This is a genomic window from Gordonia sp. NPDC003422 (genome assembly GCF_053588675.1).
In genome coordinates, this window is record NZ_JBSFQL010000006.1 from 148,809 (window position 1) to 172,759 (window position 23,951).

17 protein-coding genes are annotated in these 23,951 nt (G+C 66.2%); 8 read left to right on the plus strand and 9 right to left on the minus strand.

The genetic code is table 11. From position 1 onward, the window contains the following. Position 1 precedes the first annotated feature (1 nt). The 6 genes from ACWDTF_RS07650 to ACWDTF_RS07675 form a co-directional block, all read right to left on the minus strand. On the minus strand, positions 2-844 hold the full coding sequence (locus ACWDTF_RS07650) for a LacI family DNA-binding transcriptional regulator (RefSeq protein WP_240856811.1): 843 nt from the start codon (positions 842-844) through the stop codon (positions 2-4). Then, positions 841-1,659 carry an ATP-binding cassette domain-containing protein gene (locus ACWDTF_RS07655; protein WP_240856810.1) on the minus strand — a complete coding sequence of 273 codons (819 nt, stop codon included), beginning with the start codon at positions 1,657-1,659 and terminating at the stop codon, positions 841-843. The genes ACWDTF_RS07650 and ACWDTF_RS07655 overlap by 4 nt, the downstream gene beginning before the upstream one ends. A gap of 7 nt (positions 1,660-1,666) precedes the next feature. Next, positions 1,667-2,725 carry an ABC transporter permease gene (locus tag ACWDTF_RS07660; RefSeq protein ID WP_240856809.1) on the minus strand — a complete coding sequence of 353 codons (1,059 nt, stop codon included), beginning with the start codon at positions 2,723-2,725 and terminating at the stop codon, positions 1,667-1,669. Beyond that, a complete protein-coding gene (locus ACWDTF_RS07665) occupies positions 2,722-3,744 on the minus strand; it encodes a substrate-binding domain-containing protein (protein WP_240856808.1) in 1,023 nt (340 codons plus the stop codon). Before ACWDTF_RS07665 ends, ACWDTF_RS07660 begins: the two co-directional genes overlap by 4 nt. A gap of 122 nt (positions 3,745-3,866) precedes the next feature. After that, on the minus strand, positions 3,867-5,270 hold the full coding sequence (locus tag ACWDTF_RS07670; protein ID WP_355274301.1) for an MFS transporter: 1,404 nt from the start codon (positions 5,268-5,270) through the stop codon (positions 3,867-3,869). 279 nt (positions 5,271-5,549) lie between these two features. Continuing rightward, positions 5,550-6,755 carry a Gfo/Idh/MocA family protein gene (locus ACWDTF_RS07675; protein WP_240856806.1) on the minus strand — a complete coding sequence of 402 codons (1,206 nt, stop codon included), beginning with the start codon at positions 6,753-6,755 and terminating at the stop codon, positions 5,550-5,552. Between the two features lie 122 nt (positions 6,756-6,877). Between ACWDTF_RS07675 and iolC the strand changes: the two genes are divergently transcribed. The 6 genes from iolC (at position 6,878) to ACWDTF_RS07705 (ending at position 14,690) form a co-directional block, all read left to right on the plus strand. After that, positions 6,878-7,888: a 5-dehydro-2-deoxygluconokinase gene (gene iolC, locus ACWDTF_RS07680; RefSeq protein ID WP_355274299.1), complete on the plus strand. Its 1,011-nt coding sequence runs from the start codon at positions 6,878-6,880 to the stop codon at positions 7,886-7,888. Beyond that, the gene (locus ACWDTF_RS07685; protein ID WP_240856804.1) at positions 7,881-8,795 is read left to right on the plus strand and encodes a Cgl0159 family (beta/alpha)8-fold protein; all 915 of its coding nucleotides are present in this window, start codon (positions 7,881-7,883) and stop codon (positions 8,793-8,795) included. The genes iolC and ACWDTF_RS07685 overlap by 8 nt, the downstream gene beginning before the upstream one ends. Positions 8,796-8,804: 9 nt before the next feature. Continuing rightward, positions 8,805-9,677: a 5-deoxy-glucuronate isomerase gene (gene iolB / locus ACWDTF_RS07690; RefSeq protein ID WP_355274295.1), complete on the plus strand. Its 873-nt coding sequence runs from the start codon at positions 8,805-8,807 to the stop codon at positions 9,675-9,677. 111 nt (positions 9,678-9,788) lie between these two features. After that, entirely contained in the window at positions 9,789-11,828 is a 2,040-nt protein-coding gene (gene iolD, locus ACWDTF_RS07695) for a 3D-(3,5/4)-trihydroxycyclohexane-1,2-dione acylhydrolase (decyclizing) (RefSeq protein ID WP_449754203.1), read from the plus strand. Further along, a complete protein-coding gene (locus ACWDTF_RS07700) occupies positions 11,825-12,916 on the plus strand; it encodes a Gfo/Idh/MocA family oxidoreductase (protein ID WP_433255936.1) in 1,092 nt (363 codons plus the stop codon). The genes iolD and ACWDTF_RS07700 overlap by 4 nt, the downstream gene beginning before the upstream one ends. Before the next feature lie 235 nt (positions 12,917-13,151). Beyond that, positions 13,152-14,690, plus strand: a complete 1,539-nt coding sequence (locus tag ACWDTF_RS07705; protein ID WP_355274286.1) for a CoA-acylating methylmalonate-semialdehyde dehydrogenase — start codon at positions 13,152-13,154, stop codon at positions 14,688-14,690. Positions 14,691-14,764: 74 nt separating this feature from the next. Here ACWDTF_RS07705 and ACWDTF_RS07710 read toward each other — a convergent pair whose 3' ends face one another. Both ACWDTF_RS07710 and ACWDTF_RS07715 read right to left on the minus strand, forming a co-directional pair. Next, positions 14,765-15,685 (minus strand): hypothetical protein, encoded by a 921-nt coding sequence (locus ACWDTF_RS07710; RefSeq protein WP_355274283.1) that lies wholly within the window; start codon positions 15,683-15,685, stop codon positions 14,765-14,767. 111 nt (positions 15,686-15,796) lie between these two features. Further along, complete coding sequence (locus ACWDTF_RS07715; RefSeq protein ID WP_355274281.1) at positions 15,797-16,813, minus strand: Gfo/Idh/MocA family protein; 1,017 nt, start codon at positions 16,811-16,813, stop codon at positions 15,797-15,799. Positions 16,814-17,006: 193 nt separating this feature from the next. Here ACWDTF_RS07715 and ACWDTF_RS07720 point away from each other — a divergent pair, with 193 nt between their 5' ends. Beyond that, a complete protein-coding gene (locus ACWDTF_RS07720) occupies positions 17,007-18,473 on the plus strand; it encodes a sugar porter family MFS transporter (RefSeq protein WP_433255944.1) in 1,467 nt (488 codons plus the stop codon). Positions 18,474-18,667: 194 nt separating this feature from the next. After that, complete coding sequence (locus tag ACWDTF_RS07725; RefSeq protein WP_449754204.1) at positions 18,668-21,946, plus strand: BTAD domain-containing putative transcriptional regulator; 3,279 nt, start codon at positions 18,668-18,670, stop codon at positions 21,944-21,946. A 277-nt stretch (positions 21,947-22,223) separates the two neighbouring features. Here ACWDTF_RS07725 and ACWDTF_RS07730 read toward each other — a convergent pair whose 3' ends face one another. Continuing rightward, positions 22,224-23,912, minus strand: a complete 1,689-nt coding sequence (locus ACWDTF_RS07730; RefSeq protein WP_449754205.1) for a vWA domain-containing protein — start codon at positions 23,910-23,912, stop codon at positions 22,224-22,226. Positions 23,913-23,951 lie beyond the last annotated feature (39 nt).

Consider the following 23,951-nt stretch of genomic DNA (forward strand, 5'->3'; position numbering starts at 1 on the left):
TTCATACTGATCTGACACGAGTCCGCGCACCAGCGGTCGACGACCGCACCGTCAGCACCGGGTCCAGCGCGACCGCCCCGTAGTAGCCGCATCCGCCGGTGTCGGCCGCCTCGTCGCTGTCCCCCACCAACGAGCCCACCGCCGACATCGCCGCGGAGGCCAACCCCGCAGTGTCCTGACGGACCGAGGTGAGCGCGATGTGCGCGAGCGCGGCGGGTTCGCTGTCGTCGTATCCGACGACCGAGATATCCTCGGGCACACGCACTCCGCGGCGTCGGAGCTCGGTGACCAGGCCGATGGCGGACCGGTCGTTGGCGGCGAACACCGCCGTCGGCGCGTCGTCGCCGTCGATGATCTCGTCGGCCACACGAGCCCCCGAGCGTTCGCTGTAGTCGCCGTCGAAGACGCGGACATGCTCGCGTAATCCGGCGGCGGCCATCGCGTCGTGGTAGCCGCGAAGTCGTTCGGCTGCACCGGAGTTCTCGCCGCCATCTAGATGCGCGATGGTGGTGTGCCCGAGGTCGATGAGGTGCTGGGTGGCCAGTTCGCCGCCGAGCCACTCGTCGGTGCCGACGGTCACCGCGTCGAGGTCGGGGATGCGTTCCCCGATGATCACCAACGGACCCGACACCGCGTCGAGCCGGTCGGCCCGATCAGGCCCGACAACGATGACGGCCGAACAGCTTTCGGCGAGTTCGGCCGTCACCCGATGCCGGCTGCGGCGTGGTCCGTAGAGACCGAGGACGAGCCGGTAGCCGGCACCGTCCGCGGCCTCGTACAGGTCGTCGACGAGGTCCCATTCGAACGGGCTTCGCGCGCTGAGGACCACGCCGACGTTCGTCACTCGGTGCGCCGCAATTCGTGGCTGAGAGTGTCGAGTTCGTCGCCGCCGGCCATCTGCTGGGTGAGCTCCTCGAGAGTGATCTCGTCGTAGGTGCAGTCCAGCTTCTGGCGACCACGGTTGAGCAACACGAAGTGATCGCCGACCATGTGCGCGTGATGCGGGTTGTGCGTGATGAACACGACGCCGAAGCCCTGGTCACGGGCGGCCGAGATGTAGCGCAGCACGGTGCCCGACTGCTTGACGCCGAGAGCGGCGGTGGGCTCGTCGAGGATCAGCACGCGCGCACCGAAATAGATGGCGCGCGAGATCGCCACACACTGACGCTGGCCGCCCGACAGGGAGCCGATCGGGGCGTCGACGTCGGGCAGGTCGATGCCCATCTTGAACAGCTCTTCCTTGGTGGTGGCGCGCATGGCCTGGATGTCGAGCATCCGGAACGGACCCTTGCGGATCTCCTGGCCGAGAAAGAAGTTGCGCCACACCGGCATCAGGCCGACGACGGCGAGATCCTGGTACACGGTGGCGATTCCACTGTTCAGGGCGTGCTTGGGCGAGTCGAACCGCGTCTCCTCACCGTCGACGAGGAGTTCACCGTCGGTCTGCTGGTGCAGGCCGGCCATGATCTTGATGAGCGTCGACTTGCCGGCGCCGTTGTCGCCGAGGACGCAGGTGACCTCACCGGCGTTGACACGCAGGCTGATGTCCTTGAGCGCGATGATCGCGCCGTAGGACTTGCCGACGTTACGCAGCTCGATCAACGGCACCTTGCCGTCGCTGGATTCGGATTCGGGTCGGGTTTCCACTGCTGAACTCATTGTCCGGTCACCTCTTTGCGGCGTAGTTACGGAAGGTGTTGTTGGCGATGACCGCGAACAGCAGCATCACACCCATGAAGAACTTGAACCAGTCGGGGTTCCAGCCGGCGTAGACGATGCCCTGATTGACCATGCCGTAGATGAAGGCACCGATGGCGGCACCCACTGCCGTGCCGTAGCCGCCGGTGAGCAGACAGCCGCCGACGACAGCCGCGATGATGTAGAAGAACTCGTTGCCGACGCCCTGGCCGGACTGCACGGTGTCGAAGGCGAACAGCAGGTGCATACCGACGAACCAGGCGCAGAACCCGACGAACATGAACATGCCGATCTTGACCGCGGTGACCGGAACACCCACGGCCCGAGCCGAATCCTGGTTACCGCCGACCGCGAAGATCCAGTTGCCGACGCGAGTCCGCATCAGCACCCAGGTGGCGACAAGGGTGAAGACGATCCACCACACCACGGTGATCCGCACCGAGACACCGAACAGTTCGAAGGACGACGCGAAGACCTTCTGCGCCGAGTCGTAGCCCTGCATGTCCGAGATCGACGGTGTCGCAACCTGACCGGTGACCATCTTGGTGACCGCGAGGTTGATACCGGTCAGCATCAGGAACGTGGACAACGTGATGAGGAACGACGGTATCTTCGTCTTCATCACCAGATAGCCGTTGAAGAAGCCCACGGCGAGCGAGCATCCCAGCGCGAGCAACGCACCCATCCACACGTTGAGGTGCAGATTGTAGGCGAGCATCGACGCCGCCAACGATGCGAAAGTCACTGCGACACCGGTCGACAGGTCGAACTCGCCGCCGATCATCAGCACCGCGACGCCGCAGGCCATGATGCCGATCGTCGAACTCGCGTAGAGGATGGTCGCGAGTGCCTCGGGCGTCCGGAAGGTGGGCGCCACGATGCAGAAGAAGATGAAGATGGCGATCGCGCCGAACAGGGCGCCGACCTCCGGCCGCACGAGCAGGCGCTGAACCGGCTTCTGCCGCTTGACCCGTTCGTCGGTGACCGGTTTGTGCGTACTCAGATCAAGATCTGCTTGGGTACTCATCGTGTGCCTGCCTTCGCATAGTCAGCGACCTTGCCGATGTTGGTGGAGTCGATGAATGCCGGTCCGGTGAGGACTGCCTGACCGCCGCCGATGGTGTTTCCGTTGGTGAGGTAGAGCCACAGCGAGTCGATCGCCAAGTAGCCCTGCAGATACGGCTGCTGATCGACGGCCCACTTGACCTGACCGCCTTCGATCAGCGGCACGAGGGCCGCGTTGGTGTCGAAGGTGACGACCTCGGCGTCAGAACCTGCATTGCCCTTGGACTGGACCGCCGTCTGCGCGATCGGGGCACCGAGGGTGACCACGGTGTCGATGGCCGAATCCTGTTGCAGCTTGGCGGTCATGGTCGCCTCGACCGACGGCATGTCCTTGCTGTTGACATACAAGATCTGGAACGAACCGCCGGTGAAGCCCTGTTTGACGCCGGCGCAACGGGATTCGAGAGCGACCTGGCCCTGCTCCTGGATCACGCAGAGCACATTCTTGCGGCCCTCCTTGGTGAGACGCTCGCCGACGGCGCGGCCCGCGATCGTCTCGTCCTGGCCGAAGTACTGCTGCACGCCCAGTTGCTGCCAGTCGTTGAAGCCGGAGTTGAAGGCCACCACCGGGATTCCGGCGGCGATGGCGTTGCGCACCGCCGGGGCCATGGCGTCGGGCTTGGCCAGTGTCACCGCGATACCGTCGACCTTGCTGTCGATGGCCGTCTGGACGAGGTTGGCCTGGTTGGGTGCCTCTGGGTCCGAGGAGTACTGGAGCTTGACGTTGTCCTTCTTGGCGGCCATCTCCGCGCCCTTGCGGATGAGGTCCCAGAACGAGTCGCCGGGAACCTCGTGCGTGATCATCGCAATGGTCAGCTCTTCGGTACCGGCGTTGCCGACGCCGGCGCCGTTCGCGGAGTCGTCGGGCTTGCCGCCGGTGGAAGAACACGCGGCCGCGGCCACCACGGCCGAGGCGAGAATCGCGACCAGGCCGACCGACCGGCCGGTGCGACGGCGCCGTGGGCGCTCTGTGGAGAACATCGTTGTCGATCCCTTCGATCCGTACGAGGAGTGTCGAGGGTGTCACTCCCACTGAGAAGATGTAATACCCGTCACACGGTGCGTGTCAAGACTTTGTCCAGACATTCAGATGAATTGGTTGGTCAGTGTCGCCCAACCGACACGTCACCGGCGTCCCTGGGGAGCCTCAGCGCACCCACGACCATCACGATCGTGAGCACCGCGAGCAGCAGGAACGCGAATCCGTACGGACCTGCCGGCAGCGCATCGGCCCCCAGGGAGGCGCCCACCGCCACGGCAACCGCCGCAGCCGCGACTCCGAGCGCTGCCGACAGTTCCTGAGCCGCAGCATGAAGCGCGTTGGCGTGTGGCAGTTCGTCGGGTCCGACGTCGGTGAACGCGAGGGTGTTGTACGCGGAGAAGCCGATGGAACGCAGCGCGCCGGAGACCACCAGCAGTGCCGCGATGATCCCGGTCGCGATCGCTGGACCGACGAAGGCCAGCGCGACGAATCCGGCGACCGAGATTGCGGTGTCGTACACGAGGACGCGTTTGATGCCGAGGACGCGCATCAGCGTCGTGGTGAACGGTTTGATCGCGAGATTTCCGACGAACAGTGCCGTAACCATCGCCCCCGCGGCGGTCGGCGACCAGCCGAATCGCACCTGGAACATGATCGGCACCAGGAAGGGCACGGCGGTGATGACGGCGCGGTAGAGAGACCCGTAGGACATCACCGACGCGAACGAATGATGCTGCAGTGCAGAGAGATCGAGCAACGGATCGGTGGCGCGACGCAGGTGGCGAATGGTCCATGCGCCGGCGAGTATCGCGATCGCGGCCCCGACTCCCACCACGACCCACCGCGGCGGCGACCCGGTCAGTTCGTGCGCGACCACCATGATCGCCGCGATGGCGATCGCCGAGCCCACGAGACCGGGCACGTCGAGCCGACGTGGCTGAACGGAAGTCTTGTCCGGTCGGCAGATGATGGCCGCGGCAACCAGCCCGACGACCCCGAGCGGCACATTGATGTAGAAGATGACGCGCCAGCTCCAATGGGTGACGATGAGCCCGCCCAGCACCGGTGCGACGACGGGCGCAACCAGCGCCGGCCAGGTGAGATAGGCGATCGCACGGACCAGGTCCGATCGGTCGACGGACCGCAGCACCGCCAGCCGACCGACCGGCACCATCATCGCCCCACCCGCGGCCTGGATCACCCGCGCAGCGATCAGCCAGCCCAGGCCCCCGGCCAGCGCACAGCCCAGCGAGGCGAGCGTGAACACGGCCATCGCGGTGAGGAACACCGGCCGCACACCCCACCGCTGCGCCGCCCACCCGCTGACCGGGATCACCACGGCCAGCGTCATCAGGTACGACGTGACCACCCCGGTCGCGTCGAGCGCCGACACCCCGAAGTCCGACGCAATCGCCGGGAGTGCGGTGACGACGATCGTCGCATCGAGGATCTCCATGAACATCGCCGACGCCCCGAGCAGCGCCAGCGCACGCGGAAACGTCGTGCGTTCGGCCGTTCTGTCCATGCCACCTCCTCGTTGACCGTGCGTCCCAAGCCGTTGACCGTGCGTCCCGATCTGTTGGCCACATCCCTGAACTGCGGATACCACCTGCTGGTTGAGTAGCGTCGCGCGAGCCTGCGAGCCCGGCGCGTATCGAAACCTCGCGAGCCAACGTTGTCGTCTCGCCAGGGGCTTCGAGGCTCGCAGGCTCGCGCCTCAGCCGGCGGAAGGGCACCCTTCGAGACGCACGGTCAACGGTCCACGACGCGCGGTCAGCGATTTGGGACGCACGGTCACCAAGGATCAGACGCGCACCGGCGACACCCACGTTCCCGAGCGCACCGACTCCGACATCGCGTCGAGCACTTCGGCGCTGCGAACGGCGTCAAGAATGTTCGCCCCGAGGCGCTCCGGCCCCGCGATCGACGCGCAGAAGCGGGCAGCCTCGATGACCTTGAGGTCGTCGTAGCCCATGGGATTTGCGGCCCCCGGCTGGAAGGCGGCGTAGTCGCCGGCACCAGGCCCGACGTAGCGGGTGGCGACCGATTGGTCCTGGTAGGCGCCCCCGGTGCCGACCTCGAGTTCGCCCATGCGGCGGTAATCCCAGCGCACGATTCCCTTGGTCCCGTGGATCTCGAAGCCGTAGGAGTTCTGTTCGCCCACCGACACCCGGCTGGCCTCGAGCACACACCGTGCGCCCGACGCCAAGCGCAGCTGCGCGCTCACGTAATCCTCGTTCTCGACCGGTCCGCGCTCACCGCCGACCGCGAGCTGGTGGCCTGCGGTCGCGCCCGTCGGCTTCGACCGTTCCGTGATGAACGTGGCGGTGTCCGCGATCAGCGAGTCGATGTCGCCGAGCAGGTACCAGACGAGATCGGCGCCGTGCGACGCGAGATCGCCGAGCACCCCGTTGCCGCCGCGGTCACGCGAATAGCGCCAGGTCAGCGCACCGTCCGGGTGGGCGGCGTAGTCGCTGAACAGGCGGAATCGGGCGTGGGTGATCTCGCCGATCTCCCCGGCCGCGATCATCTCGCGCGCAGCTTCGACCGCCGGCACGTTGCGGTAGTTGAAGCCGACAGCCGTCACCACACCGGCGTCCGACGCAGCGTCAGCCACTGCGCGGGCATCCGCCGCCGACAGCCCGACCGGCTTCTCGATCCACAGATGCTTACCCGCATTCGCAACAGCGACGCCGATCTCGCGATGCAGGAAGTTCGGTGCGGTCACGCTGACGGCCCGAATGGTGTTGTCGGCGATCACGTCTCGCCAGTCGGTGACGACCGATGCGACGTCGAACTGCTCGGCGGCGGCTTGAGCACGATCACCGAGTTCGTCGGCGATGACGGACAGTTTCGGCAGCGGCCGCAGCGTCGGATAGTGGTGTCGTACGCGTGCATAGGCCTGCGCGTGCACGCGGCCCATCCAGCCGAAACCGACGATGGCGACGGGGATGGTCAGGTGTGTGTCCGATGTCGGCGTTGCGATGTCGACGGCGGTGTCGATGGACATGCGCGTCGCTCCTCTCCCTATGGGTTCGTGGTCGTGTGACCGGAGACACGTCCATCATGCCAGGTAATAATGTCCTAACAAAGTCTTGACTTTGCGGTGTGGTGTGACGCACAGTAGATGCCATGAGCGGTTCCACCACCCAGCAACCAGCCCCCACCCCGATCTTCGACGTGCTGGCCATCGGCCGGAGTGGCGTCGACATCTACCCGCACCAGGTCGGCGTCGGCCTCGAAGAAGTCGAGAGCTTCGGCAAGTTCCTCGGCGGCAGCGCGGCGAACGTCGCCGTCGCCGCAGCCCGGCTCGGACGTCGCAGCGCGCTGATCTCCGGCGCGGGTGACGACGCGTTCGGTCGCTTCGTGCGCGCCGAACTGGCCCGGCTCGGCGTCGACAACCGGTACGTGCGGGTCGACGACGAGTACGCCACACCCGTCACCTTCTGCGAGATCTTCCCGCCCGACGACTTCCCGCTGTACTTCTACCGCAAGCCGACGGCCCCCGACCTGCAGGTCCGCGCCGACGAGATCGACACCGCCGCGGTGCACGACGCCCGCCTCTACTGGTCGACGGTGACCGGCCTCTCCGAAGAACCCTCCCGCGCAGCGCATTTCGCCGCCTGGGAAGCCCGCGGGCGCCAGTCACTGACCGTCCTCGACCTCGACTATCGCCCGATGTTCTGGCAGTCGCCCGCAGAGGCGACCACCCAGGTTCGACGCGCACTGCAGCACGTCACCGTTGCCGTCGGCAATCGCGAGGAGTGCGAGGTCGCGGTCGGCGAGACCGATCCGCAGCGCGCGGCCGACGCCCTGCTCGACCTCGGCGTCGAGCTGGCCATCGTCAAGCAGGGCCCGAAGGGAGTTCTCGGCAAGACCCGTCACGAGTCGGTCGAGGTTCCGCCGATCCCGGTCGACGTCGTCAACGGCCTCGGCGCAGGCGACAGCTTCGGCGGAAGTCTCTGCCACGGACTGCTCGCGGGCTGGCCGCTGGAGAAGATCCTCCGTCACGCCAACGCCGCCGGTGCGATCGTCGCCGGCCGCCTCGAATGCTCCACCGCGATGCCCACCGCCGTCGAAGTCGCCGATCTGGCCGATTCAGCCGAGCCCACCTCCCGCACCCAAGAGAGCGCCCATGTCTGACATCACCATCACCAGCCCTCCAATGACAACCCCCATGTGCTCCACATACGCCGAGGTCACCGCGGTCCGCACGCAGAATCCGGCCGCGATCGGCCAGGCCTGGGCCCGACGCCGGCCGCGCCCGACCGTGATCGGCGACGAGCGGCTCATGATCGTCGCCGCCGACCACCCCGCCCGCGGCGCGCTCGCCGTCGGCAACCGGCCGACCGCGATGAACAGCCGCACCGACCTCCTCGATCGACTGCGCACCGCGCTGGCCAACCCCGGCGTCGACGGCGTGCTCGCCACCTCCGATATCCTCGACGACCTGCTGCTGCTGGGCGCCCTGGAGAACAAGGTGGTCTTCTCGTCGATGAATCGCGGTGGCCTGGCCGGCGCGTCCTTCGAACTCGACGACCGCATGACCGCCGCGACCGCACGCTGGACCATCGACGCCGGTCTCAACGGCGCCAAGATGCTGTGTCGCGTCGACCTCGACGATCCGGGCACCCTGAACATGATGACCGCGTGTGCCGCTGCGGTCGACGAACTCGCCGCGGGCGGATCGATCGCCATGCTCGAGCCGTTCATGTCCAGCCGGCTCGACGGCAAGGTCCGCAACGACCTCTCGGCCGACGCCGTGATCAAGTCGATGCACATCGTGCAGGGACTCGGCTCCACCTCCGCCTACACCTGGCTCAAGCTTCCGGTGGTCGACGAGATGGAGCGCGTCATGGACGCCACCACCATGCCGACCCTGCTGCTCGGCGGCGACCCGCAAACCGCGCCCGACGAGACCTTCGCGAGTTGGGAACGCGCCCTGTCCATTCCGTCGGTGCGCGGTCTCATCGTCGGCCGCACACTCCTGTACCCGTCCGACGACGACGTGTCGACCGCGGTCGACACCGCCGTGAACCTGGTGAGCTGAGAGAGGGCCATGAACAGCAAGTGGTACATCCCGGCGGGCTCGGCGACCGCGCCGCTGACCGTCGACGTGACACCCGAATCCGCCGGATGGAGCGAATCATCGCTGTTCGTCGCCGAACTCGGTGCGGGCGAATCCCTCACCCGGACAACCGGACCCGACGAGATCATCGTCGTGCCGCTGAGTGGCTCCGCCAGTGTCGCATCCGGCGACACGACGTTCGAGCTGACCGGTCGCGCAAGCGTTTTCGACGGCCCGAGCGACTTCGCCTACGTCGGTCGCGATTCGGAGTTCACCCTCACCAGCAGTGCTGGTGGACGATTCGCTCTCTGCGGTGCCCGTGCGTCGAAGTCGTTGCCGTTCCGATATGTTCCCGCCGCTGACGTCCCCGTCGAACTGCGCGGGGCAGGCAACTGCAGTCGCCAGGTCCACAACTTCGGAACTGCCGACGCCTTCGAGGCCGACTCGATCATCGCCTGCGAGGTCATCACCCCCGGCGGCAACTGGTCGAGCTACCCGGCACACAAACACGACGAGAACTCCGACGTGGAGTCGCAGCTCGAGGAGATCTACTACTTTGAGATCTCTGAAGGACCCGACGGCACAGCCGGTTTCGGCTATCACCGCGTGTACGGCACCCCCGAGCGTCCGATCGAGGTCCTCGAGGAGGTCCGCAGCGGCGACGTGGTGCTGGTCCCGCATGGCTACCACGGACCGTCCATCGCCGCCCCCGGCTACCACATGTACTACCTGAACGTGATGGCCGGACCGGGCGACGAACGCGCCTGGCGCATCTGCGACGACCCGGCCCACACCTGGCTGCGCGGCAGCTGGGAACACCGGGAGATCGACCCCCGACTCCCCTTGCACGGCCCGGCCCGTTGATCGAGCCGGTACCGAGCCGCCCACGCTGATCGAGCCGGTACCGAGCGAAGCGAGGCACCGTGTCGAGATCACACAACCCGACAACCGACCCCACCCGAGAAAGAAGCAATCGTGGCACCGATCAACTCCGGACGCGCCGGCGGCGTCACCGGCGTGCGCACCCCACACGGTGAGTCGACGGTACGTCTGACCGTCTCCCAGGCGACCGTGCGGTTCCTCGCCAACCAGTACGTCGAACGCGACGGCGAACGCACCAAATTCTTCGCCGGCTGTTTCGGCATCTTCGGCCATGGCAACGTCGCCGGCCTGGGCCAGGCGTTGCTGCAGAACGAGATCGACGACGTCGAAGCTGCCGGCGCCGGGAGCGAAGCGAGCGGGCCGAATCGCCGCCGAGAGCCATCGCTGAAGTACGTGCTGGGCCGCAACGAACAGGCCATGGTGCACTCGGCGGTTGGGTACGCCCGCATGAAGGACCGGCTGCAGGCCTGGGCCGTGACCGCATCCGTCGGACCCGGCGCCACCAACATGCTCACCGGCGCCGCGCTGGCCACCATCAACCGTATTCCGGTGCTGTTGCTGCCCGCCGACACCTTCGCCACCCGCGCCACCGCGCCGGTGCTGCAGGAGCTCGAACTCCCGTCGTCGGGTGATGTCACCGTCAACGACGCGTTCAAGCCGGTGTCGCGCTACTTCGACCGCGTGTGGCGGCCCGAGCAGCTGCCGGGTGCACTGCTCGGCGCAATGCGCGTGCTGACCGATCCCGCCGAGACCGGCGCCGCGACGGTCGCCATCCCGCAGGATGTGCAGGCCGAGGCGTTCGACTGGCCGGAATCGCTGTTCGCGCAGCGCACCTGGCATATATCGCGTCCACTCCCGGAACGACGCGTGATCGCCGATGCCGCCGAGATCATCGCGTCGGCCAAGCGTCCACTCATCGTCGCCGGTGGTGGTGTCATCTACAGTGGCGCCACCGAGTCGCTCGCCCGGTTCTGCGAGCGCACCGGAATTCCGGTGGGCCAGAGCCAGGCAGGCAAGGGATCACTGCCCTACGATCACCCGCAATCGGTGGGCGCGATCGGCTCGACCGGCACCACCGCCGCCAATGCGCTTGCCGCCGAGGCAGATGTGGTGATCGGTATCGGCACCCGCTACAGCGATTTCACCACCGCGTCGCGTACCGCCTTCACCGGCGACGGTGTCCGGTTCGTGAACATCAATGTGGCGTCGCTGGATTCGGTCAAGCACAGTGGTTACAGCGTCGTCGCCGACGCACGAGAGTCGATCGATGCGCTCGACGAGCTGCTGGCCGACTACCAGGTCGACGCCGCCTACCGCGAGCGGGTCGGCACGCTGGCCCGCGAATGGGACGACATCGTGGAACAGGCCTACTCACCCACCGCCGTCGGCACCAACGTCGCGACCGGCGAGGAAGCCCTCACGCAAGGTTCGGTGATCGGTCTGGTCAACGAGACCTCCGACCCGCGCGACGTCGTCGTCTGCGCCGCGGGCTCCATGCCTGGCGATCTCCACAAGCTCTGGCGCACTCGCGATTCCAAGGGCTACCACGTCGAGTACGGCTACTCGTGCATGGGCTACGAGGTCGCCGGCGGGCTGGGCGTCAAGATGGCCTGCCCGGACCGAGACGTGTTCGTCATGGTCGGCGACGGGTCGTATCTCATGATGGCCACCGAACTGGTCACCGCGGTGCAGGAGAACCTCAAGGTCATCGTCGTGCTGGTGCAGAACCACGGGTTCGCGTCGATCGGTTCCCTCTCGGAATCGCTTGGATCGCAGCGGTTCGGCACCAACTATCGGTACCGCGGCGACAACGGCCGTCTCGAAGGTGGCACTCTCCCCGTAGACCTCGCGGCCAACGCGGCCTCGCTCGGTGCCGACGTCATCCGCGCCACCTCCGCGGCCGAGTTCACCGAAGCGATCAAGAAGGCCAAGGCCGCCGAGGTCACCACTGTCATCCACGTCGAAACCGACCCGATGATCGGCGCACCGGACAGCGAGTCCTGGTGGGATGTACCGGTTTCCGAGGTGTCGACGCTGGATTCGACCCAGCAGGCCTACGACGTCTACGCCCAGTGGAAGGCCGTGCAGCGGCCGTACTTCAACCCGACCAACCCTCAGGGAGAACAGTCATGACAGAACTCCGTGTTGCCGTCCTCGGCGTCGGCATGATGGGCGCCGACCACGTCGCCCGAATCACCGAACGCATCAAGGGTGCTCGGGTCAGTGTCCTCAACGACTACTTCCCCGAGAAGGCCGAGCAACTCGCCGCCACCATCCCCGGATGTCGGGTCATCAACGACCCGCTCGACGCGATCGCCGACCCCGAGGTGGACGCCGTCATCCTCGCCACCCCCGGTCCGACGCACGAGAAGCAACTGCTCGCGTGTATCGAACACAACAAGCCGGTGATGTGTGAGAAGCCACTGACCACCGACGTCGCCACGTCGCTCGAGGTGGTGAAGCGGGAGGCCGAGTCGGGCCGCAAGCTGATCCAGGTCGGCTTCATGCGCCGCTTCGACGACGAGTACGAACAGCTGAAGACGCTCATCGACAACGGCACGTTCGGGCAGCTGCTCGTCGCGCACTGCGTGCACCGCAATCCTGCCGTCCCGCCGAGTTTCGACTCGGCGATGATCGTCAAGGACTCGCTCGTCCACGAGGTCGACGTGACCCGCTTCCTGTTCGACGAGGAGATCGCGTCGGTCCAGATCATCACCCCCGGCGCCAACCCGAATGCACCGGAGGGACTGAAGGATCCGCAGATCGCGATCTTCACCACCAGCTCGGGCCGCCACATCGACGTCGAGTGCTTCGTCACCACCGGCGTCGCCTACGAGGTGCGCACCGAGGTGGTCGGCGAATTCGGTTCGGCCTTCATCGGACTCGACCAGGGCGGCGTTGTCCGTAAGCAGCGCAACCCGGTTCAATCGGATGCCGGCGCCGGGAGCGGAGCGAGCGGGCCGAATGGTAGCAGCGACGGACGCAAGATCGCCGGCATCTGGGGTGGCGACATCACCCCATCCTTCGTCGAACGCTTCGGCCGGGCCTACGACACCGAGATCCAGCGCTGGGTCAACGCCGTGCACGCCGGCACCAACGTCGACGGCCCGGGCGCCTGGGACGGCTACGCCGCCGCCGCCGTGTGCGCGGCCGGCGTCAAGTCCCTGGAAACCGGTGAGCCGCAGAAGGTCGAGATGGTCGACCGCGCGTCGCTCAGCTGAACAACCCAACTCAACCCACCCCCTGTATTACCCACCAAACGCAACCACCCCGCTCCCTGAGGTGCGAGGAGCGCTAGCGACGAGCCTCGAAGGGCGCTCGCACCACCACCCTTCGAGGCTCGCAAGCTCGCACCTCAGGGAGCGAAAACAGATCGCAAGCTCGCACCTCAGGGAGCGAAAACAGATCGCAAGCTCGCACCTCAGGGAGCGAAAGAACCCACACAGGAGTACCCCCATGTCTGCACCCGCCATCACCCGCACCGTCTCACACTGGGTGAACAACAAGGCGTTCCCCGGAACGTCGACCAACACCGCCCCGGTGACCAACCCGGCCACCGGCGAGATCACCAAGGATGTCGCGCTGGCCAACCTCGAGGACGCGCGCGCCGTCATCGACGCCGCAGCCGCCGCCTTCCCGGCCTGGCGCGACACCAGCCTCGCCAAACGCACCTCGATCCTGTTCAAATTCCGCGAGCTGCTCAACGAGCGCAAGGGCGAACTCGCGGAGATCATCACCTCCGAGCACGGCAAGGTCGTCTCCGACGCCCTCGGTGAGGTGTCGCGCGGCCAGGAGGTCGTCGAATTCGCCTGCGGTATCCCGCATCTGCTCAAGGGTGGGTACACCGAGAACGCCTCGACCAAGGTCGACGTCCATTCCGTGTACCAGCCGCTCGGCCCGGTCGGCATCATCTCGCCGTTCAACTTCCCGGCCATGGTCCCGATGTGGTTCTTCCCCATCGCGATTGCCGCCGGCAACACCGTCGTCCTCAAGCCGTCCGAGAAGGACCCGTCGGCATCGCTGTGGCTGGCAGCGCTGTGGAAGGAAGCGGGCCTGCCCGACGGCGTGTTCAACGTTCTGCAGGGCGACAAACTCGCCGTCGACGAGCTGCTGACCAACCCGTCGATCAAGGCCATCAGCTTTGTCGGCTCCACTCCGATCGCGCAGTACGTGTACGCCACCGGCACCGCCGCAGGTAAGCGCGTGCAGGCGCTGGGCGGCGCCAAGAACCACGCCATCGTGCTGCCCGACGCCGACCTCGACCTTGCTGCCGACGCTATGGTCAACGCCGGATTCGGTTCTGCCGGTGAGCGTTGCATGGCCATCTCGGCGTGCGTCGCCGTCGGCGACATCGCCGACGACCTCGTCGCCAAGATCGCCGAGCGCGCCAGGACCATCAAGACTGGCGACGGCACCAAGGATTCCGACATGGGTCCGCTGGTTACCAGGGTGCATCGCGACAAGGTTGCTTCGTACGTCGACGCCGGCGAAGCCGACGGTGCCACACTGGTTCTCGACGGCCGTACCGTGGAGGTGGATGGCGGGTCAGGGGCGAGCGAAGCGACGGGGGATTACACAGAAGGTTTCTGGCTCGGCCCGACGCTGATCGACAACGTCACCACCGACATGAGCGTCTACACCGACGAGATCTTCGGCCCGGTGCTCTCCGTCGTGCGCGTCGACTCCTACGACGAGGCCATCGACCTCATCAACGCCAACCAGTACGGCAACGGCACCGCGATCTTCACCAACGACGGTGGCGCCGCACGTCGGTTCCAGAACGAGGTCGAGGTGGGTATGATCGGCATCAACGTGCCGATCCCGGTTCCCATGGCCTACTTCAGCTTTGGTGGCTGGAAGGCGTCGCTGTTCGGCGACACCCACGCCCACGGCACCGAGGGTGTGCACTTCTTCACCCGCACCAAGGCCATCACCACCCGCTGGCTCGACCCGAGCCACGGCGGCCTGAACCTGGGCTTCCCGCAGAACGCCTGAGGACACACACAGAACTCCCATCTACACACGAGATCCCTTGTGTAGATGGGAGTTTTCGGTGTGCCCTCTGACCGTCAGGCGGCCAGCAAACCGAACTGGTCCAGCCATTCCCGGACCATCGCCGCCACCTTGAAGTCCTTCAGGTCTGCCCAGATCCAGCGGATCACCATCACGCCTATCCGGCGCAGCGCGTCTTCGCGAATCTTCTCCCGCTTCATCGCATCGAAAGGCGATTCCCCTTTTCGGAGATCACCCTGATACTTGCGCATGCCGTCGAACTCCGCGACCAACTTGCCCGACCATGCGTAGTCGCATCGACCGATGAACTCGCCCTCCCTGTCGTGGAATTCCTGTTGCAGGTCAGGAATCGGCAGACCGTCGTCGATGATCTGGCCGCGGCCCCATGACTCGCCCGCATTCTCCGATTTCCCATTTGCGTAGTGGAGACCGCGTCGTCCGATGAGTACGCCCGGCCGGTAACTCTCGAGCTTGCCGGCCATCACGTCGCGATCGGCCCCGAGCCGCAAAGCCGAGTCGAACACCGCCAAGGCCTCATAGAAGCCTCGCGAGCACGCGATGCTGACCGCCGTCTGCTCGAGGGAAGTCACCTTCACGCCTTCCACGGTCACCACGTCGGCGGCGTCGAGCGGTCCGGAGTGGATGTGCTTGCGTTTGTCGATACGGCCACCGGACTTCAGCCCGCTGGCCACATGCACCTTGTTCCACCGCGCATTGAGTAGCGACAGTCCATGCAGGACTGCGGCCGATTCGTCGGCCAGCGCTGTCGATCCACCGCTGGGCGTTCCCGCGGCGATCGCCGTTCGTTTGTGTCGTTCTTCGCGCGTGAGCGTCTGTTTCGGCAGGAACGCACCGGGCCAGATGCGCTCGATCTGTTTGTTCTCGACCGCCCTCGCGAGCTGATTGTCGGTGAACCCGCGGTCGATGGCAGTCTGGCGGAAGATGATGCCGTTGGCGTCAGTGGGAAATGTCTGCATACCAGGTTGGACGCAGGCGACCCGAATCCGGTTCCATCGCGTTTCCGCACACACAGAACTACCATCTACACACGGGATCTCCTGTGTAGATGGTAGTTCTGTGTGTGGACCTCAGAGCCGAACCGTGATCCCCTCGACGGCGCTCCGACGCGCGGCGTCGAGTACCTCCAGCACGGCAATACCCTCCGACGCCGGAACCGGCTGTGGCGCAGCATGGTCGACGGCGGCGGCGAAGCGGCGATAGTACTCGTCGTAGCGCCCCTGGGCCGACGGAATCACCTCGGCGCCGGCGGCGGTGTAGACCGCGCCAAGCCGAGTCGGGTCTTCGAACCCCCACGCGGAGAGGTCATCCGCCGGGCGCTTACCCGACTTGATCTGATCCACTTGCGCGTCAGTGCCGTCACTGGCGTACGTGCCCAGCGACCCGTAGATGCGCCACTGCCGTGCCGCGATGTGGTTGATCTTGCTCGCGCTCACCGTCGAGTAGACGCCAGACCGGTGGGTCATCGACACAGCGAAGCCACAATCCGTGCGACCCTCGCGCTGATCGACGACGTCGAGATGCGCAGACACCGACTCGGCCGGCCCGAACAGCACCAGCATCTGGTCGACGAGGTGCGCGCCGAGGTCGCGGAGCAACCCGCCCGAGGGACCTGCGTCGAGGCTGCCAGGCTCGTCCAGGTCGAAACGCGACTCGCATCGCCACACCTGTCCGAGCTTGGGCAGCACGTCGGCGATGGTGGTGAGGTCGGCGTCGAAGCGACGGTTGTGGAAGACACTGAGCAGGACGCCGGCACGCTGCGCGGCGTCGGCCAGTTCCCGACCACCCGCCGCGTCGGGCGCGAACGGCTTGTCGGCGACGACGTGGACGCCGCGACCGATGGCCTCCAGGACGAGGTCGTGTCGGGTGTCCGGCGGCGTGGTGATGGTGACCGCGTCTACGCCCGCGTCGAGGAGGTCGCCGAGGGTGTCGTACACGGCGACACCGGGCAGGTCGGAGGCCACCTCACGCCTACGATCGGGGTTGCGCGTCACTACCCCGACGAGATCGATCTCTTCGACCGCCGCGATGTAGGGAGCGTGAAAAAGCCGTCCACCGGCACCGTATCCGACCAGCCCAAGACGCATCGTCAACTCCTTTGTCCTGACATGTGTGGTCGATCCTAGGCGTGCCACGTCGGCAGATCAACGGTTCACCTCCTAGCGACGAGCATCACAAACTAATTTGACAGTTTGTTAGGACATATAGCCGTCATGCGCTATGCTGACCTGTGACGGCGATCACCACAGCGCGTCGAAGTAACGCACAAGGAGTTTTCCGATGACCACTGCCGAGAGTCCCCGAACTATCACCGACCATTCCAAGCTGCCGCCGCTGGGCCACGGGCCCTTCCGGCGGCGCCTGCATTCCGTCGCGCTCATCGCGACACTGGGCGGTCTGCTGTTCGGCTACGACACGGGCGTCATCAACGGCGCACTCGAGCCGATGAAAGAGGAGCTGGGACTCACGGCCTTCACCGAAGGCGTGGTCACCAGCTCCTTGCTTTTTGCCGCGGCATTCGGCGCGATGATCGGCGGACGCGTCGCCGACAAGCTGGGCCGACGCCAGACCATCATCGGCCTGGCCGTCCTGTTCCTCCTCGGCACCATCACCTGCGTCTTCTCGCCCGGCTTCGGCGTCATGGTGATCGGCCGCATCATTCTGGGCCTCGCGGTCGGCGGCGCGTCGACCGTCGTCCCGGTCTATCTGGCCGAGGTTGCCCCCTACGAGATCCGCGGTTCGCTGGCCGGCCGCAACGAGTTGATGATCGTCGTCGGACAGCTGGCCGCCTTCGTCATCAACGCCATCATCGGCAACGTCTGGGGTGAGCACGAGGGCGTGTGGCGCTACATGCTCGCGATCGCCGCGTTGCCCGCAATCTGCTTGATGGTCGGCATGATTCGCGTGCCGGAGTCACCGCGTTGGCTGATCTCGCAGGGCCGACGCGACGAAGCCTACGAGGTGCTCTCCACCATCCGCAGCCAGCAGCGCGCCCGCGCCGAGGTCGACATGATCGCCGAGGTCAAGGAACTCGAGGAGAAGCAGGTCCACGGCACCTGGAGCGCGATCCGCGACAGCCGATGGGTTCGACGAATCGTGTTGGTGGGCATCGGACTTGGTGTCGCCCAACAGCTGACCGGCATCAACGCGATCATGTACTACGGCCAATCGGTGCTCAAGGATGCCGGTTTCACATCCAACGCGGCGTTGATCGCCAACATCGCACCCGGCATCATCGCGGTCGTCGGCTCGGCAACCGCACTGTGGCTCATGAATCGCATCAACCGACGCACCACGCTGATCGTCGGCTACGCCTCCACCACCACGTTCCACTTCCTCATCGGTATCGCTTCCCTCGCGATCCCCGAAGGCAATTCGATCCGGCCGTACGTTCTGCTGGTCCTGATCGTCGGCTTCGTCGGCTCGATGCAGACCTTCCTCAACGTCGCCACCTGGGTGCTGCTGTCGGAGATCTTCCCGCTGCAGATCCGCGGACTCGCGATCGGCATCTCGGTGTTCTGCCTCTGGATGACCAACGCCTTCCTCGGCCTGTTCTTCCCGACCATCGTCGAGGCCATCGGCATCACCGGAACGTTCTTCATGTTCGGCGTCATCGGATTGTTCGCCCTCGCCTTCGTGTACACGCAGGCGCCCGAAACCCGGGGCCGGACACTGGAAGAAGTCGAGGAGGACGTCACCACCGGCGCGATCTACACCCATCACCTACGGGGGAAGATCCACTCCTGACGTCGCAAGCGAACTTTGCGCGGTAGAAAGTACACCAACGTCACGTTGGTGTACTTTCCCGTCTGCGACGATTGCGCCGAAATCTGCCCGCGCCGACACCCGCGCGAGTCGACCCTCTCCCCTGTTCGACCACCGCTGGACGGACGCCTCGACTAGGCTCTCCGAGGCAGGTCAGAGCACGAGAGCAGGAGACGATGTCGGAGCGCATCGCCGATCATGCGCACCCACGGCAGGTGCGTCTGTCGATGCTGGGTGCCCTGCGCTTGGACATGGATTCGCAACCCGCCGAGCTCGGCGCCCGCGGCCAACGGGCCGTGCTCGCGCGACTGATCGCCGCGGGTGGCCACGTGGTGTCGACGGACCGGCTGATCGACGACCTCTGGAACGGTGAACCGCCACCGAAGGCACTGGCCAGTCTGCAAGCCCACATCTCCAACCTGCGTCGACTCCTCGAACCCGACCGCCCACCTCGCGCACCCGCTCGCTTGCTGGTCAGCGAACCGCCCGGCTACGCGCTGCGGCTGCCCCGCGAGGCCGTCGATGTCTGGGAGTTCGACGATCTGGTCACCGAGTCCGGAAGCACCGCGGCCGATCGCCACCGACGGCTGACCCAAGCGCTCGACCTTTGGACCGGCGAACCGTACGGCCCGTACGCAACACAGGCGTGGGCGGTCCCCGAGGTCACCCGCCTCACCGAACTGCGCATGACCGCACTCGAACAACGAGCTTCCGCGGCCCTCGACCTGGGCCGGCCCGACGAAGTGGTCGCCACGCTCCCCACTCTGTGCGCCGACCATCCGACGCGCGAAGAACTGTTCCGGCTCCTCGCACACGCTCAATACCAACTCGGCCGTCAGGCCGACGCCATGGACACGCTGCGCGCCGTACGCACCTATCTCGCCGACGAACTCGGCGTCGATCCCGGACCGGCCATCGGTCAACTCGAACAAGCGATCTTGCGACACGACCCGGCGTTGCGCGCGTCAGTCGTGACGCGCACCCCGGTTCCGCTTGAAGTGTCACCACCCGAAACCGAACCCCCAGAGCCTTCCCCTCTGCAACCTGCCGGGCGAGAAACCGAACTCGAGAAACTTGCCGAGCACGCGCGCACCGCGACCGAGACCGGCCTACGTGTCGTCTGGGTCACCGCCGAGGCCGGTGGCGGCAAGTCCACTCTCGCACAGACTTTCGCCGACAGTCTTCGCGGCCAGGGGTGGTCCACCGCTGTCGGGCACTGCCCCGAGGTCGACGGCGCGCCGGCGGCGTGGGCATGGCGCGAGGTCCTCGAGGGTCTCGACACCGATCATGACGTCGAGGACCCGTTTCAGTTGGCGCGACGTGTGGTCACCGCCGTCGAAAAACCGGCCGGCGGCGTGCTCCTCGTTCTCGACGACGTGCACCGCGCCGACAGCGCCACCTTGCAGATCTTGCGGCAGGCCGTGACCTGGATGGCACGCCGCCCAGTACTGGTACTGGCCACATACCGACCGTCGGAAGCCGAGTCGGAGCTCCTCGCCACCGTGGCGTCACTGGTGGCGGTGACCGCCGATCTGATTGCACTGCAGGGATTGTCCGACGCCGGGATCGAAGACATCGCGCGATCTGTCGGGCTCTGGCCACTCGACACACCCACCTTCGACCTGCTCCGCGACCGCACCGACGGCAATCCCCTCTTCGTCCGGGAACTGGCCAAACTGGTCGCTTCCCGTGGACCGCGACAAGCCTTGATGTCGGTACCGGTGGGCGTACGAGAAGTGTTGCTGCGTCGCATCGACCGGCTACCCCCGGAGACCGCGTCGATGCTGCGGCTGGCCGCGGTCTGCGGTCGGTACGCCGACATCGACCTCCTGGTCGCACTCTGGCCAGGTGACACCGACACGGACACAGAAGATGTGGTCCTCGATGCCATCGACTCCGCCGTCGTCGCAGGCCTGCTCACCACCACCGTCGATCGGATCCGGTTCAACCACGTCCTCGTCCGCGACGCCGCGTACGACGCCATACCGGCACTACGTCGGCGTCGAATTCATTGGCAGACCATGCAGATCCTGCGATCCCGCCCGCACCACGACCCCGACGAACTCGCCCACCACGCCTGGCTGGGCGCCGGGACGACAACCGCAGTCGAAGCCCTCACCATGGTGGAACCTGCTGCCCAGCAGCGCTTTGCCACGGCGTTCAAGGGCGACTCGCTGACGTTGTGGCGTGCCAGCGTCGAAATCCATCGAATGGCCGGGCACGACCATCCCACCGCCGACGCCGCCGACCGTATCGCCCTGATCGACTCGATGCGCAATCTGGTCACCGCGTACGCCTACCAGGGCCACGTCACCGACGCCCGCGCACTCCGTAACGAGGCCTTGGGTCTTGCGCAGGCGATGGACGAACCGCGGGTCGTTCTGGATGTCCTGACCTGCTGGCGCACACCACACATCTGGACCACCCGACCCCACGGTGCCGCAGATCCGATCATGACGAGCGCCGTACTCGAGATGCTGCCCACCACAACAGGGGTCGACCGAATCAGGCTCCTGGTCACTGCTGCTTTGGAGTTCGAGGGCAACGACCAGGACAACGCTGTCCGTTATGCGGCAGAGGCGGTGAGCTTGGCGCGCCAGATCGGCGACCTGGAACTCGAGTGCGCGGCCCTCAACGCCCAGGTGTTCACTCACCTCGGCCCGGACTCACGGGTGGAGTTCCCGGTTGTCGCCGCCGATTTCCTCAGCGCAGCAAAGGAACTCGGCGATCTTGCCTACATCGCTACCGCCCACTGGGGCATGTTCCAGGCACTCAGCGCCGAGGGTGATCTGCCCGGTGCGGTGGCGCAAATGAACAGCGGTCTGCGCAGCGCAACCAGCGGACGCGTAGGCGAAATGGTCGTTGTCCTGTCCGTCTACAACGCCGTGCTGGATGCTCTCCGCGGCGACCTCGACGCGGCAACACGAAGCTACCAATCGGCGTCGAAAACCCTGATCGACGCGGGCCTTCCCAACGGCGCAGACCTGTTGCTGCTCAGCCGAATCCTGGTCGCCTGGTACCAAGGCTCCCTCGCACACCTCATCGACGACCTCCTCGAGCTGTACACCCGCGTCCCCGACCGCATCGGCTGGGTCTACGCCGTCGGACTCATCGACGCCGGCCGAACCGCCGAAGCCCACGTCATCGCGGAGCTGAAACCCCAACCGCTGCGCGACTATTACTGGTCGGCGCTGGAGGTCTTCCACGCCCGCGCGCTGGTCCGCCTCGGCCTGGTCGACGAAGCGCGCGAACTCTACGCCGAGCTCTCCGAGTACACCGGCACCATCGCCGGACTCAACTCCGGCAGTGTGGCTTTCGGTCCGATGGACGTCGTGCTCGCCGAACTCGCCGACCTCATCGGCAAACCCGATGCCGCCGAACGCCATCGGGCGATGGTCGTCGAGGTGGAAGAGAAGATCCGACGGGGGCTCGCCGAGGTCGATCAGATGCGCTGAGTACCTCCGCCGATCGAGCCGACACCGAGCCGCCAGGCGAGGCGTCGTGCCCCACGCTGATCGAGCCGACACCGAGCCGCCAGGCGAGGCGTCGTGTCGAGATCACACCAGCCGACCCCATCCGCTCCCTGAGGTGCGACGAGCGCAGCGAGGAGCCTCAAGGGCTGGTGAGCCGACAACGCAATCTCGCCAGGGGCTTCGACGCTCGCAGGCTCGCATCTCAGCCGGCGGTGGGGTTACCTCAGTCGGCGGAAGGCAATCTCATCGCGAAGGTAAATCACTGCGCCGCAGAGTAATACGCTTTCGTCACGGCTACCTGTGTCGGCACTGAATCGCTGGCGCCATAGGTCACCGTCCACGTCGGCCCGGATTTCTCGAAGAGTTGCTCCGAGTCGCTGGGAATGAACACGAACGTGTAGTCCGAGCTCGACCCGCAACTGTAGGAGTACAGATAGCCGACAGGCCCTTGCGGAAATGCCCCGCCGAGGACCTTGACGCAGCGGGCACCGTTGGCGAGTTCCAATCCCCATGGCGATACGTCTGGATCCGGCTGATCGAGCGATGGGAGAGTTCCCGAATAGCTGTAGGCGGTCAGTTCGGTCTTGAACGGCGAGTACGCACACAGCAACCGGCCCCGAGACGGCCAGCAGACGCTGGCCGAGTCTGCGGTGGAACCACAGTGATACACGCCCAGTGTGATCGCACCAATGGCGTTGGAGCAGTACCCGATCGTGCTGCTGTCCCAGGATTGCGTACTGCCGGTGACGGCGAATCCGTTGATCGGGTTGCCCGACTGATCGACGGCGATCACCTTGACCACCTCCGGCCCACCGTCGGACGATTTCTTCGACGGCAGGCAGTGGCACAGGATCACCGTGGTAACGGTCCCGTCGGCGATCATGTCGCCACCCTCGTAGCCAATCCGGTAGGCGGTCCCGGCCGCCTGGTCCGCGGTGAACACGGCGACGTTGTCGGAGTCTTCGAGCGGTTCTCCGTACAGCTCAATGGCGCGAGATCCCGGTGTTCCCTTGGATACCCCGTCGATCGTGGTGCCCGCAGATCCCGGTGGGTCGCCGGGTGCGATCTCCACGAGCACGTCGTCGGCAAAGGCGTAGTCGCAGTCGATCCAGCGGTAGATGGTGCGATCGCCGTCGGTGCGGCCGGTGGTCGGGAAACTCGGATTCGCTGCTCGGACATCGGACAGCGACTCGCCGATCGTGATCCCACCCCGTGAGGTCGGGGTGAGGCGCGTGGTGGCTGCCTGCGCGTTCTGCGCCGCAGCGAGTCGTGCGGACAACTGTGCGGCGTTGTCGGCGGTGACGAACAGCCCGCCGCCCTTCTCGGCGATGCAGGCGAGCGACGGGTCGTCGGTCCGGAACCCGACCGCGCTGATCGTGACGTCCGGGCGCTGCTGGTGAATGGCTGCGGCGGTCTCGCAGGGCGGCGGCTGGCAGGTCGACTCACCGTCGGACACCAAGACGATCGACGCCGGACCACTCGCCGGAAGCTGCTCGGCGGCCTGCTGGAGCGCCAACGCGATCGGCGTGTAGCCCTTGGCCTGGAGGCCATTGAGAGCGCCTTGCAGCGCCGTGGTGTTCAGAGGTCCGAGCGGTACGACAGTCCGCACATCGGCGCACCCTACGGTCTGCGTCGTCTCGCGGGCCACCTTCTGCGATCCGAACGCGACGACCCCGAAGGGTGTTCCGGCTGGTAATCCACCGGCCAGCGAGGTCACCGCAGCCTTGGCCGCATCCAACCGCGGCCCGGGGGCGTCGGCGGTGTTCATCGAATCGGAGGCGTCGAGCACGACCATCGTCGGCACCGGATTCGGTTGGACCTGTTGGTCCGTCTCCTTGGTCGGCGTTCCGTCGACGCTGCAGCCGGCGAGCAACAGCGCGGCAACGACGGTCAGCCAGAGAATCGGAAGCGCACGATTCCGAATGATTTGTCGTCGACGCGCGGGCATGCGAAGGACCCTACAACGGCCGTACCCGATTCGCGTGGA

Excerpts from the sequence above, each read along its gene's own strand:
- ACWDTF_RS07665 (WP_240856808.1), bottom strand. The coding sequence starts at position 3,744 with ATGTTCTCCACAGAGCGCCCACGGCGCCGTCGCACCGGCCGGTCGGTC.
- ACWDTF_RS07675 (WP_240856806.1), bottom strand. The coding sequence starts at position 6,755 with ATGTCCATCGACACCGCCGTCGACATCGCAACGCCGACATCGGACACA.
- ACWDTF_RS07700 (WP_433255936.1), top strand. The coding sequence starts at position 11,825 with ATGACAGAACTCCGTGTTGCCGTCCTCGGCGTCGGCATGATGGGCGCC.
- ACWDTF_RS07685 (WP_240856804.1), top strand. The coding sequence starts at position 7,881 with ATGTCTGACATCACCATCACCAGCCCTCCAATGACAACCCCCATGTGC.
- ACWDTF_RS07655 (WP_240856810.1), bottom strand. The coding sequence starts at position 1,659 with ATGAGTTCAGCAGTGGAAACCCGACCCGAATCCGAATCCAGCGACGGC.
- ACWDTF_RS07725 (WP_449754204.1), top strand. The coding sequence starts at position 18,668 with ATGTCGGAGCGCATCGCCGATCATGCGCACCCACGGCAGGTGCGTCTG.
- ACWDTF_RS07710 (WP_355274283.1), bottom strand. The coding sequence starts at position 15,685 with ATGCAGACATTTCCCACTGACGCCAACGGCATCATCTTCCGCCAGACT.
- ACWDTF_RS07720 (WP_433255944.1), top strand. The coding sequence starts at position 17,007 with ATGACCACTGCCGAGAGTCCCCGAACTATCACCGACCATTCCAAGCTG.
- ACWDTF_RS07670 (WP_355274301.1), bottom strand. The coding sequence starts at position 5,270 with ATGGACAGAACGGCCGAACGCACGACGTTTCCGCGTGCGCTGGCGCTG.
- ACWDTF_RS07715 (WP_355274281.1), bottom strand. The coding sequence starts at position 16,813 with ATGCGTCTTGGGCTGGTCGGATACGGTGCCGGTGGACGGCTTTTTCAC.
- ACWDTF_RS07730 (WP_449754205.1), bottom strand. The coding sequence starts at position 23,912 with ATGCCCGCGCGTCGACGACAAATCATTCGGAATCGTGCGCTTCCGATT.
- iolB (WP_355274295.1), top strand. The coding sequence starts at position 8,805 with ATGAACAGCAAGTGGTACATCCCGGCGGGCTCGGCGACCGCGCCGCTG.
- ACWDTF_RS07705 (WP_355274286.1), top strand. The coding sequence starts at position 13,152 with ATGTCTGCACCCGCCATCACCCGCACCGTCTCACACTGGGTGAACAAC.
- iolC (WP_355274299.1), top strand. The coding sequence starts at position 6,878 with ATGAGCGGTTCCACCACCCAGCAACCAGCCCCCACCCCGATCTTCGAC.
- ACWDTF_RS07660 (WP_240856809.1), bottom strand. The coding sequence starts at position 2,725 with ATGAGTACCCAAGCAGATCTTGATCTGAGTACGCACAAACCGGTCACC.